A 12,654-nucleotide genomic window follows, 5' to 3' on the forward strand; every position below is an offset into this window, starting at 1 on the left:
GGCAAGCCCCCTCGCCACAGGGATTGTTACTTGGCCATGATTGCGATGAACAGTTCCGACTCCAGAAACCGCTGCAACCACGCCTGCAACCGCACGTAAGGCGTCTGCCCGAACCATTCGCGATCAATATGGGCGAACTGCCGTATGAACGGCATCAACGCCACATCCGCCAGGCTCGGATGCCCGGCCAGCAAATAGTCGCGCCCCTCCAGCAACTCATCCAGCTTGCGCAAGAACACCTCGCCCGCAGCACGATAGGCTTCCATCGGCTGCTCCGGGTAACGCTCGGCGTACTTGTAACGATTCAGATGCACCTTGAACGCCTGATCGTTCTCTTCAATCAGCGCGGTGATGTGCGCCTGTGCGACGGGATCATCCTTGAGCAACCAATCCTGCGGGTCGTTCTGCGCCAAGGCCCAGTGCATGATCGCCAGGCTTTCATCGATCACCTGACCGTCGACACTCAGCACCGGCACCGTGCCCTTGGCCGATAGCTCAAGCATCTCGGCAGGCTTGGCCTTCAGGCTGACTTCGACAATCTGCACCGCAACGCCCGAATAGCGCAGGGCCATTCGCGCTCGCATGGCGTAAGGGCAGCGGCGGAACGAATACAGCGTATTCATTTCACCTCCAGGGTGCTCAGGCCATTGCCCTGGCGGTGGACCTGGATCTGCACCGGAATCCGCTCATGCATTTCCTGCACGTGGGAAATCACCGCGACCTTGCGGCCCTGGGCCTGCAAGCCATCCAGCGCATCCATGGCCAGTTGCAGGGACTCCGGATCAAGGCTGCCGAAGCCTTCGTCGATGAACAGCGATTCGATTTTCAGTGTGCTCGAAGCCATCGACGCCAAACCCAGCGCCAAAGCCAACGACACCAGGAACGTCTCGCCGCCCGACAACGAATGCACCGAGCGCAGCTCATCGCCCATCTCGGTGTCCATCACCAACAACCCGAGCATGCTGCCGCCGCGTTTCAGGCGATAACGCCGCACCAGTTGCCGCAACTGCACGTTGGCGTGGTGTACCAGCAAATCGAGGTTGTAGGCCTGGGCGATCTTGCGGAAGGTGTCGCCAGTGGCCGAACCGATCAAAGCATTCAAACGTGCCCAGCGCTGGTATTCGCTGTAGGCGTCGGCGATCTGCTGCGCCAGGGCCTGATTGGCGTTCTGCCGACGCTGATCCTCGGCCTGTTCGGCACGCAGTTCGGCGCAGCGGTGTTCGCTGGCGGCGAACAGGTTTTGCAGGTCTGTCAGGGCCGTGGCGAGTTGCTCGGCGTCGAGATTACCGTTGTGTTGCGCCTGATGATTGAGCAGGCGCTGATCGCGCTCCTGCAATCGCACGTTGGCCTGCTCGATGGCTTTTTCGCTTTGCTGCAAGTGCTGCCGCAGTTCGCTGACGTGCTGATCGTCGACACTCAACAGTGCTTCCAGCCCGCCGTCATCCAGCTCCGGATGCAAGGCCCGCCAGTCGGCGATCTTCGCGCTCAGTTCGCGATCCTCGGTTTCCAGGGCCAGCAGACGCTCGTGTTTGGCTTTGAGTTCAGCGGCCAGTTCGACTAACCGTGTGTGCACGGTTTGCAGTTCCTGATTGGCCGTTGCCTGGGCAGTGCGCGCCTGTTCGACGGCTTGATCCAGTTGCTGCTGCCAGTGTTCGGCGCTGCTGTGTTCGCCCAGCCATTGCGTCAGCTGTTGCTGGCAAGCCTGTTGCTGCTCGGCGAGGACGGTGAACTGTTGCTGAGCCGCTTCCAGTGTCTGGGCGCGGGCCAGTTGGCGGTCCTGTTCTTTTTCCAGTGTCTGTTGGCGTTGTTGCTGCTCACCGAGTTCATCGCGTTGCTGGTCGAGTTGCTCCAGACGCTGGGCGATCTGCCGGTCAAGCTGCATGAAGGTCGCAGCCGGTTCGTTGCGCAAGGCCTCCAGCGTATCCGCCGGAAGCAGGGTGCTGAAGGCGCTCAGCTCCTCGTCGAGACGCTGGCGATCACTGCTCAGCTCACGCTGCTGATTGCTCAGGTGCTGCGTCGCTTGCAGGCTCGCCGCTTCGGCACTGCGCAGTTGCTGCTGAAGGCGAGCCGCGTCTTGTTGCAGGGTGAGCAGGGCAGTTTGCCGTTGTTCATCCTGGGTGATGCTCTGGTTCAACTGGCTGTTTTGCTGCGCCAGCCAACCGTCGCGTTTGCTCGCGTCCTGCGCCAGCAATTGCGTGGACAACGGATGCGCTTCGAGGCTCGGCGTCAGGCCTTGTTGCTGGGTGGCGAGTTGTTCTTGTTGCTGCAACAGTTCTTTTTGCTGAGCGATCAAGCCGCCGACTTCGCCGCGTAAATCGGTGAGTTTTTCTTTGAGCAGATCAACGGCTTTTTGCGCGTTGGCCTGCTCGCTTTCATCGTGGCGACCAAGACTCTGCAGCAACGCTTCGGGCTGATGGTAAGGATGGTCGGGGCTGCCACAGACCGGGCACGGCTGATCGTCCTGCAACTGTGCGCGCAATTCTTCGACACTGGCGCTGCGGGCCAGACGCTGACGCTCCAGCAGTTCGCGAGTGACGGTGAGGGTCTGTTCGGCGACGACCAGGTCGTTCTTGGTTTTCACGCCGTCCTGGGTCAGGCGATCACGTTCCTGCTGAGCGCGGAGCTGGCGTTGCGTAAGCTCCGCGCCGCGCTTGTCGATCTCTTGCTGGCTGGCCCACAGCCGGGTCAGTTCTTCGAACGCTCGCAGCTGTTTGCGGTTGTCCTGCAACAGCGTACCGAGCAACTGGATCTGTTCGGCCACGGCCTCGGGTTCGGCACCGGCCTCTTTGTAGAGCACTTCCAGATGTTGCTTTTGCGCGGCCAGTTCTTCGCTCGCGCGGGCGGCGCCTTGCTCCAGGGCAGCCAGTTCAGCCTTGCCCTTGTTCAAGCGATTGCCGATCAGCATCAGCTGTTGCAGGCGATCACGGTAGGCGTTCCACGCCTCGCTCAGCGGCGCCAGAGGGGAGCTTTGTTCAAGCTCCCCGGCAATCCGCTCCAGACGTGCAGCCACCTGCTTCTGTTGCTCAAGCAGGCCCTGAATCGTGTTCTGCCCTTGAGTGCTGGCCAATTCCGCTTGTTGTTTGAGGTCCGCACTCGCGCTGGCGTCTTTGATCAGCCGGGCGAGGGTGCTTTGCGCTTCAAACGCCTGTCGCAGCAGCGGAGCCTTTTCGGTGTGTTGGCGTTGGGCTTCGACCAGCGCGGTCTGCGCAGCGCTCAAGCTCTGTTCGAGTTGCGTCTGACGCTCGTTCAACTCCGCTTGCTGCTGGGTGTGTTGCTGAATCTGCGCCGCCAGCGGGGTGAGCTGGGCGGTGAGTTCGGTCTTGCGGGCGAACTGGTGCCGTTGCGGGGCCAGTTGCTCCAGGCGCGTCAGCTTCAAGCGTTCGCCGGCCAGGCTTTCCCAATGCTGCCGGGCGCTGGTCAGTTGCTCGGTGGCGCTCTGTTGCTCGTCCTGCAATTGACGCAGGTCCTTGAGCCAAGTGTGCTGCAATTCAAGCTGTTTAAGCTGCGACTGCTGGGTCTTGAGTTGCTGCTGCGCTTCGTTGAAACGTTCATCCAGCTCGGCCCGAGCCTCGGTGGACAGCGGCGTCACGCCCGTGGCCTGATCCTGCAACAGCTTGTGCGCTTCGCGGGCTTCTTTGGCTTTGTCGAACGCGCGGCGACCGAGGCGGGTGTACAGCGCGGTGTCGGTGAGCTTCTCCAGCAGTTCGCTGCGCTCGTTGTCGTTCGCCTTGAGGAAGGCACTGAACTCGCTCTGGGCCAGCAGCACGGCGCGGGTGAACTGTTCGAAGTTCAGGCCCAGCACGGCTTCAAGCTGGGTTTTGAACTCGACTTTCTGACTGGCCAGCAACTGATCCTGATCGATGTCGCGCAGACTCTGACGGCTGGCCTGCAGCTTGCCGCCAGCCTTTTCGCGCGCGCGATTGGCTTCCCAACGCGCGCGGTAACGACGGCCGTCGATGCCGACGAAATCCACTTCGGCATACCCTTCGCCGGTGCCACGACGCAGCAAGGTGCGCGGGTCACCGGTGCTGATTTCGCCATCGGCGTCCGGCGCCTTGGCCGACACCTGAGCGTTACTCAAGCGCGGCACGGCGCCAAACAGGGCGAGGCACAACGCATCGAGCAAGGTGCTTTTGCCAGCGCCTGTCGGCCCGGTGATCGCGAACAGACCGGCACTCGCCAGCGGTTCAGCGGTGAAGTCGATTTCAAAAGGTCCGGCCAGGGAGGCGAGGTTTTTCAGGCGGATCGCGAGGATCTTCATGGTTGTTCGCTCTCCATTTGCACATCCTGCAACAGCTCGGCAAAGTCCTTCAGCGTCTGCTCATCGACCTCGCTGCCGTAGCTGTCTTGCCAGGCGCGACTGAACAATTCCTGTGGCGTGAGCTGGTCCAGTTCAATCAACGTGGTGCCGTCATCGACGCCCTCGCGACTGCCGTTGCCGGCGTACTCGGCGGCGATGCGCACCAGGCGCACGGCTTTGCCTTGCAGCGCGCTTTCTACTTGATGGCGCAAGTCGGGTTGCGGTTCGTCGAGACGCACGCGAACCTCAAGCCACGGCTGACGCTGGATGTCGGCGAGCAAATCGATGTTCGGCAAGTCGGCCAGTTGCAAGAGGATCTCGGCCAGGGGCGCCGGGCCGATGCGTTGCAGGTTGACCGCGCGGGGGATCAGTTTCGGTTCGACGCTGACCAGGGTTTCGCCGTCGAGCGTGACGTCGAGAATCTGATGCTGATAACCGATTTCCGAGAACGACAACGGAATCGGCGAGCCACTGTAGCGGATGCGTTCTTCACCGTTGACCTTCTGCGGCTTGTGCAAATGCCCCAGCGCGACATAGCTGATGCTCGGCCCGAACAGGCTGGCAGGCAGGGCTTCGGCATTACCAATGATCAAACTGCGCTCGGAGTCTTCCGATACGGAACCACCGGCCATGTGCGCATGGCTGATGGCAATCAGTGCCTGGCCCGGCTTGCGTTTGGCATTGGCAGCCTCGATCAGCCATTCATGAACCTGACCGATGCCGCGCAGGTAGTTGTCACCCAACTGCGCGCCGGTCACTTCGGCAGGACGCAAAAACGGCAGCGCCAAACACCAGCCGGCAATTTCACCGCTGGCATCCGGCAACGGCAGCAACAACCGTTCGGCATCCAGTTGGCCGTCATCCAGCCACAGCACTCGACCCAGCGCATGGGTGCGCAAACGGCGCATCAACGGCGCGGGCAGTTCAATCCGCGAGCCGGAGTCGTGGTTGCCGGCGATGATCACGATGGTCAGCAACGGTTGCTGTTCGTGGGCGCTGACGATGAATTCGTAGAGTCGTTCCTGGGCTTTGACCGGCGGATTGACCGTGTCGAAGATATCGCCGGCGATCAACAGCACATCAGGCTGGTCCAGCTTCAGCTGGCGCAAGAGCCATTCAAGAAAGCAGGCGTGCTCGAAATCGCGTTCCTGGCCGTGCAGGTTCTGCCCAAGGTGCCAGTCGGAGGTGTGGAACAGACGCAAGGCGAACTCCGTAGGAAATAAGGTAATGGCCGCGTGGAAAATGATGGCGGCGAAAGGGGAGAGAGTTTACGGGTAAAGCGATATCAAACCTACCGCGGGAACAGGTTGCCGGCGATGGCTGCCTCAAACTCAACTCCAATTTCAAGGGCCCCTTCGCGGGCAAACCTCGCTCCTGCAAGAGCGGGGTGGGCGCGAATCCTTGTAGGAGCGAGGCTTGCCCGCGAAGGCGGCCTCGAGGGCGCCGCGGGATTCAGCTTCGTTTCGCCAGCAAGCCGGCTCCTACAGGATTGGGGTTATTTCGGGTAAAGCGGCGGCAGGCCGCTGTCACCCACCGGATCCTGAACCCGTTCGGCAATGGGGATCGCCTTGATTGCCCGCCACAGTTCTTCGCCTTGCCAGTGCTGGCCGGTTTCGCTGTAGAGCGCGCCGTTCAAGCCGTCCAGTGCGTCGGACAGTGGCACGAAGCGGGCGGCCATGTCAGCGAGGGTTTCTGGTTGTTGCCGGGCCCAGGCGTCGAGGGCCTGGCGAGTGGCGTGGGAATCGTTGGCCTGGCAGGCACGCTTGAGTTCGTCGAGGACGGTGCGTGGGCTCGGACCGGTCTGCGCGGCGCGCAGCACCGCCGGTTGCCAGCGGCCACGCCACCAGAGGCCGAAACCGAGCAGGGTGGTGCAGGCCAGGATCAAGGTGCTGAGTTTCCACTTCCACAGGGTTTCGCTGTCGACGCCGGCATTCACTTGCGTGGTGCTCATCGGTGTATCGACTACCAGGCTTGGATTACTCGCCACTTGCAGGCTTCGGGCTGGCAGGCTGCTGTGTTCCAGGTGATCTTCGAAGGTGTTCCACCAGACTACTTCCACCGCCGGCAGCTCGATTGCACCGCTGCGGCCCGGCACCAACGCTTCGCGATCTTCACGGCTGCCGATCAAACCGCGCTCGGTGCTCTGGTTGCTCAATACCGGTTGATCCGGGTAGCGCCGCAGGCCGTTGACGTCGGTGGCGGGCAGCGGCGGCAGTTGTGAGCTGGCCAGGCCTTCGGCTTTCAAGGTCAGGCTGCGGGTCAGCGAATCGCCCACCTGCGCATGGTCCGGCTCCGGGTTCCAGCTTTCGCTCAGGCTCAGGCTACGGGCCGGCAGCCACGGCAGGTCGGCCGGGTACGTAATGGGTTTGGCCTTGACTGTCAGCAGAATCGGGGCGGAGCTGACACGCATCAGTTTCCCGGATTTCGGCGCCTGACTGGCGGCGTCCTGGGCGGGCTGCGCGTCGACGAGCGTGGCACTGAAGATCTGCGCCGGAATGGTCAATTCGCCGCTGTGTTGCGGGTAGATCGCATAGCGCATTTCAATCACGCCATGGCGTAGCGTGTTGATGACTTTCTCGTACGTGCGTGACTCGCCGAGTTGTTCGATGCGCGCATCGGGAATCTGCAACGGGGTCAGGCTGCTGTCGTCGTACAGCGACACCGAATGGTAGATGCGCAAGGTCAGGATGGCCTGTGCCTGCACGTACACGCTGGTCTGGTCGAGGCTGGCGTCGATGAACACCGGGGCCAGTTTATTCGCGGTGTCCTGGGTTTCGCTCTCGACCACTTGCACGGTGATCGGCTGGCTCTGTGCCTCGCCCAGTTGCAACGGTGGAATCGTCACGCTGCCGTTTTCCTTCGGCAGCAAGGTAATGATCCAGCGCGTGGTGGCGCGGTTGTCGCCGTTCAGGGTGGTCAGCTGGTTGACTTGGCGGGTGCCGCGCACTTCGAACAGCGGCTCCAGCGGCGTCAGGTCAGGCTTGCCGAACTGCGTCACGTCGTTGGATTCCAGGGTCAGTTCGACCGTCTCGCCAGAGTTCAGGCGACTGCGATCGACACTGGCGACCAGAGCTGCCGCCTGAGCCTCAACGGTGCTGAACAACAGGGCGAGCATGAGAAGGGTGAAGCGGGTCATCGCGTTTTTTCCTGATCCTGATGTTGTTGCTGTTCGTACCAGAATTTGCGCCTGAGCAATTCACCCGGATCATCGGGGATCTTGCGCAGCCATTGCTCCAGCGCCTGACGCTGTTCGCCATCGATATTGTCGCTGGCCGGCCGCATCGGAGGCGTGGTGGTTTGCTCGTCCCCCAATTCGCTGCCCGGGACTTCATTGGCGCCCGGTTTCGGCGGCGTTGTCGCCTGTTGCCCGGCGTCCGGCGTGGTCTGCTCGGCGTCGGATTTGGGATGGTCGTTGTCCGCCGGTTGTGTAGCAGACCCCGGTGGCGGTTCCTGCGCGTTGGTCTCGGTTTCGTCATCGGCGGATTTCTGCGGCTCAACCGGCGGCGCGTTTTTCTGCTTGAGCAGACTTTCCACCAATGCCTTATTGGTCTGCGCCGGGCGTAAATCAGGTTGCCGCTCCAGCGCCTGATCGTAGGCGTCCAACGCCGCTTCCAGCTCACCGCTTTTGGCCAGGGCGTTGCCACGATTGTAGTGGGCGTGGGCGTCATTGCCTTTGGCGAACCGCTGGGCGGCGCCGCTGTAGTCACCGGCCTCATACAGCGCCACGCCTTGCCATTGCGGATCTTCAAAGTGCTGCGAAGCCTTCGCCGGATGGCCTTGCCTGAGCAAATGCAGGCCTCGCTGATCAGGGCGCAACCACAGATCTTCGAAGTCGAAGGCATAGCTCGGTTGCGGCAGCAGGAACAGCAGCGGCAAGCAGAACAACCAGCCACGGCGACCGGCACAGGCGGCGAGCAGCAACAGCGGCAGCAGCAACCAGTAACCCTGATCGGCCCAGGTGTCGAGGTGCAAGGTCTGGCCGTCGTTGCGCAGGGTGCGTGGGCCATCAAGCAGGCCGAGTCCGCGCAGATCGGCATCGTCCAGACGCGCCGGGCGATAGTCTCCGCCGAGGTCGTTGGCAAAGGCCTTCAGGCTTGGGCTGTCAAGACGGGGCACCAGAATCGCGCCCTGATCGTCCTTGAGGAAACTGCCGTCCTCCTGAGCGACCGGCGCGCCTTCGGCGGTGCCGATTCCGAGCATCAGAAACTGCGTCGATTTCCTCTCCAGCACCTGGCGAATGCCTTCACGTTCCAGGTCCGTCAGGGTTGAACCGATCAACAGGATCCGGCCTTCACCCAAATCGCCCTGATTCAACAGCGCCAACGCCTTGGTCACCGCGAGATCGGCACGATGACCGACCTCGGGCATCAGCGAAGGCTTGAGCGCGTCCAGCAGATTACGGCTGGTCGACAGGTCATCCGACAGTGGCACCAAAGTGTGCGCGCTGCCGGAGTAGACGACGATGGCGGTCTGGGCGTCGCTGCGGGCTTGCAGCAGGTCCAACAGCTTGCGTCGGGCCTGTTCGAGTCGGTTCGGCGCAACGTCGGTGGCGAGCATTTCCGGCGTCAGCTCCAGCACGACCACCAGCGGGTCGGCGGGTTTCTGGCTGAGTTGTTCGACGCGCTGCCAACTCGGGCCCAGCAAGGCCAGAACGGTCAGCACCCACGCCACGCCGAGGACGACCCATGGCAGCTTGCTGTCGCGACCGTTTCCACCGCTCAGCAGGGCGGCATGAAAGGCCGGTGGCAAGATCATCTGCCAGCGCCCTGCGCGTTTTTGCCGGTGCCAGAGTTGCCAGAGCAGCCAGCCCAATAGCGGCAACAACAGCAGCCACCATGGGCGGAACCAGTACGGCCACAGCGCACTCATCGGCGCCTCCGCAGACGCAGGCGTTTGAGCCGCTGGCGCCAATCAGGCAGTTGCGTTTGCAAAAACAGATCCTTGGTAAACAGCCGTTGCAACGGGTTATCCGGCCAGCGCTCGCGCACCACCAGCAACATGCTCAACAACAATGCCAGCGCCAGAGGCCAGTGATACAACGCTTGCGCCGGGCGGGCCTGGGTCGGTTGTTGAGTCACCGGCTCGAGTGTGTCGAGGGTGTCTTTGATCACCTGCAGTTCTTTGCCATCGTGGGCGCGGAAGTACTGACCGCCGGTGGCTTGGGCGATGGCCTTCAGCGCCGGTTCGTCGAGGTCCAGGCTCGGGTTGATCCCGAGGAAACCCAGGGTGCCGCTTTGCTCCGGGTCGGCGCCGATGCCGATCGGGTAGATTTTTACGCCTTCTTTGGCCGCCAGCCGAGCCGCGGTGAGCGGGTCGATTTCACCGCCGTTGTTGGCGCCGTCCGTGACCAGGATCAGCACGCGGCTCTGGGCGGGACGCATGCGCAGGCGTTTAAGGGCCAGGCCGATGGCATCACCAATCGCGGTGTTCTTGCCGGCGATGCCGATGCGCGCTTCGTCGAGCCACACCCGCACGGTACGGCGGTCGAACGTCAACGGTGCTTGCAGGTAAGCCTGGCTGCCGAAGAGGATCAGGCCGACGCGATCGCCGTCGCGACTTTCAAGGAAGTCGCCGAGCAAATGTTGGACCAGCGACAGACGGCTGACGTCTTCGTCGTGCCACTGCATGTCGGGGAAATCCATCGAACCGGACACGTCCACGGCCACCAGCAGGTCGCGGCCACTGGCGGCAATTGGCAGCGGATCGCCCAACCATTGCGGGCGCGCTGCTGCGATCAGCAACAACAGCCATAACAGAATGAACGGTGCTTGCTGGCGCCAGGCCGGCAGGTTGGCCCGGGCGCGGCGACGGGCCAGGCCTTCGAGGTCATTGAGGAAACTGACTTTGAGCGCCGGTTCGCCACTGTCGGCCACCGGCAGCAGGATGCGCATCAGCCAGGGCAGCGGCAGCAGGGCAAAGATCCACGGCCAGGCGAACTCAAACATGTTTGCGAATCCAGGTATCGACGGCCTGAGTCAGGCCGGCGATGGCCTTGTCGTCGAGTTTGCATTCAGGTTTGTAGGCGCCTTCGACCAGCACCATCCAGCGGGTCAGGCCGGCGGCCGGGCAGCGGTTGTCGAGGAACGCCAGCCATTTGCGCCCATTGAGCGTGTGGCTCTGGCTGTAAGGGTAATGGTTGCGGCACAGGCGTTTGAGCAAGCCGTTAAGCTGCTGCAACCAGGCGCCGGCCGGTGCGCCATCGTAGGGTTTTGGCATCAGCGCCAGTTCGGCCAGTGCGGCGATACGCACCGGATCCAGCGGTTGTTCGGCGCGCACGATCGGGCGTTTGTCCGGAATGAAGCGCCGTGCCTTCCACAGCCCGAAACCGATCAGCGGCAGCAACAACAGCAACAGCCACCAACCGGGCGCGGGTGGCCAGAATTCGATAGGAGGCGGGGAGATCAGCGGTTGCAGTTGATCAAGGCTGCTCATCGACCTTTCCCCGGTTTCTGTGGGTTCAGGTACTCGCGCAGTTGCTCGACCATCTCGCTCTGGGTGCTCAACGGCATCAGCAACACACGGAGCTTTTGCGCGAGCAATTCCCAACGGGCAATACGCGTTTCGGCCTGGGCGCGGTAGGTCTGGCGCAAGTCGAAATTCAGCGTGTCGAGTTCGAGTTGCGCGCCCCGTTCGGCGAAGCGAAGCAGCCCGGCGGCGGGCAGGGCGTGGTCCAGTGGATCGGACAGTGGCAGCAGCAACAGGTCGCAATGGCGTGATAACAGGCTCAGTTGCTGTTCAGAGCCTTCGGTCAACGCACGCTCATCACAGATCACGATCACCAGACTGCCGGGGCGCAGCACTTCTCGCGCACGACGCAGCGCCAGGTTCAGGGAGTCGCGGTTCTGCTCGCTTTCGGTGTGCAGCGACTGATTGACCCGCACCAAGCGGTTCAGCAGCTGCAGCAGGCTTTGTTTGCTGCGCCGGGGCTTGATCTCGTAGTGCTCGTTATCGCCGAACACCAGCCCGCCAACCCGGTCGTTATGGCCCAGGGCGGCCCAGCCGATCAGGCTCGCCGCCTGGGCGGCAAGTACCGATTTGAACATCAGCCCGGAACCGAAAAACAGCCGACGGCTTTGCTCGACCATGATGAAAATCGGCCGCTCGCGTTCTTCGTGAAACAGCTTGGTGTGCGGTTCCTGGGTGCGGGCGGTGACGCGCCAGTCGATGGTGCGCACGTCGTCGCCGGCCTGATAGACCCGCACCTGATCGAAGTCCACGCCACGGCCGCGCAGCTTGGAATGGTGCAGCCCGATCAGCGGGCTGCGCTGGCTCGGCGTGGAAAACAGCTGCACTTCGCGCACGCGATGGCGCATCTCGATCAGCTCGGCGAGGCTGACGCGGATGCCCGGCTCGGGCGGCAGGAGGGCGTTCATCGGGGTCAAGCGACGGCTACGACGTCGAGAATCCGCTGGACCACCCGGTCCTGATCGATGCCAGCGGCTTCGGCTTCAAAGGAAAGAATGATGCGATGGCGCAATACGTCGAACAGCACCGCCTGAATGTCTTCCGGGCTGACGAAGTCGCGACCGGCCAGCCAGGCGTGGGCCCGGGCGCAGCGGTCGAGGGCAATCGAGCCGCGGGGACTGGCGCCATAGGCGATCCACTCGGCCATCTCTGGGTCGAACTTGGCCGGGGTGCGCGTCGCCATGACCAGTTGCACCAGGTATTCCTCCACGGCGTCGGCCATGTACAGACCGAGGATTTCCTTGCGTGCGGCGAAGATCGCCTGCTGGCTGACCCGGCGCTCGGGCTTGGTTTCGCCGTTCAGGGCTTCGCCCCGGGCCTGTTGCAGGATCCGGCGCTCGACGGCGGCGTCCGGGAAACCGATTTTGACGTGCATCAGGAAACGGTCGAGCTGGGCTTCGGGCAACGGATACGTGCCTTCCTGCTCGATCGGGTTTTGCGTGGCCATCACCAGAAACAGTGGCGACAGCTCGTAAGTGCTGCGTCCAACGCTGACCTGGCGCTCGGCCATGGCTTCCAGCAGTGCTGATTGAACCTTGGCCGGGGCACGGTTGATTTCGTCCGCCAGCACCAGGTTGTGGAAGATCGGGCCTTGCTGGAACACGAAACTGCCGGTTTCCGGGCGATAGATTTCCGTGCCGGTGATGTCGGCGGGCAGCAGGTCGGGGGTGAACTGAATGCGATGGAACTGGGCTTCGATGCCTTCGGCGAGTTCTTTGATGGCCTTGGTCTTGGCCAGCCCCGGTGCGCCTTCGACCAGCATGTGGCCGTCGGCGAGCAAGGCGATGAGCAAGCGCTCGATGAGTTTTTCCTGGCCGAGAATCTGCGTTGAAAGAAAGGTTCGCAGCGCTAGCAGCGCTTCACGATGTTCCATCGATGACTGTTCCTGG

General features: G+C 62.6%; 9 protein-coding genes. All 9 read right to left on the minus strand.

The window, feature by feature from the left end; translation table 11 throughout:
• Positions 1-26: 26 nt before the first annotated feature.
• Positions 27-623: a glutathione S-transferase gene (locus ACA060_RS13115; RefSeq protein WP_497317735.1), complete on the minus strand. Its 597-nt coding sequence runs from the start codon at positions 621-623 to the stop codon at positions 27-29.
• Positions 620-4,261: an AAA family ATPase gene (locus tag ACA060_RS13120; protein WP_497317737.1), complete on the minus strand. Its 3,642-nt coding sequence runs from the start codon at positions 4,259-4,261 to the stop codon at positions 620-622. Before ACA060_RS13120 ends, ACA060_RS13115 begins: the two co-directional genes overlap by 4 nt.
• Entirely contained in the window at positions 4,258-5,502 is a 1,245-nt protein-coding gene (locus ACA060_RS13125) for an exonuclease SbcCD subunit D C-terminal domain-containing protein (RefSeq protein WP_497317739.1), read from the minus strand. The genes ACA060_RS13120 and ACA060_RS13125 overlap by 4 nt, the downstream gene beginning before the upstream one ends.
• 293 nt (positions 5,503-5,795) lie before the next feature.
• Complete coding sequence (locus ACA060_RS13130; protein ID WP_497317741.1) at positions 5,796-7,436, minus strand: BatD family protein; 1,641 nt, start codon at positions 7,434-7,436, stop codon at positions 5,796-5,798.
• Positions 7,433-9,169 carry a tetratricopeptide repeat protein gene (locus ACA060_RS13135; protein ID WP_497317743.1) on the minus strand — a complete coding sequence of 579 codons (1,737 nt, stop codon included), beginning with the start codon at positions 9,167-9,169 and terminating at the stop codon, positions 7,433-7,435. The genes ACA060_RS13130 and ACA060_RS13135 overlap by 4 nt, the downstream gene beginning before the upstream one ends.
• Positions 9,166-10,245 carry a vWA domain-containing protein gene (locus ACA060_RS13140; RefSeq protein WP_497317745.1) on the minus strand — a complete coding sequence of 360 codons (1,080 nt, stop codon included), beginning with the start codon at positions 10,243-10,245 and terminating at the stop codon, positions 9,166-9,168. The genes ACA060_RS13135 and ACA060_RS13140 overlap by 4 nt, the downstream gene beginning before the upstream one ends.
• On the minus strand, positions 10,238-10,732 hold the full coding sequence (locus tag ACA060_RS13145) for a DUF4381 domain-containing protein (protein ID WP_109630619.1): 495 nt from the start codon (positions 10,730-10,732) through the stop codon (positions 10,238-10,240). The genes ACA060_RS13140 and ACA060_RS13145 overlap by 8 nt, the downstream gene beginning before the upstream one ends.
• Positions 10,729-11,673 (minus strand): DUF58 domain-containing protein, encoded by a 945-nt coding sequence (locus tag ACA060_RS13150; RefSeq protein WP_109630622.1) that lies wholly within the window; start codon positions 11,671-11,673, stop codon positions 10,729-10,731. The genes ACA060_RS13145 and ACA060_RS13150 overlap by 4 nt, the downstream gene beginning before the upstream one ends.
• Positions 11,674-11,678: 5 nt before the next feature.
• Positions 11,679-12,638 (minus strand): AAA family ATPase, encoded by a 960-nt coding sequence (locus ACA060_RS13155; protein ID WP_003218556.1) that lies wholly within the window; start codon positions 12,636-12,638, stop codon positions 11,679-11,681.
• Positions 12,639-12,654 lie beyond the last annotated feature (16 nt).

Source organism: Pseudomonas sp. LBUM1671 (genome assembly GCF_059695685.1).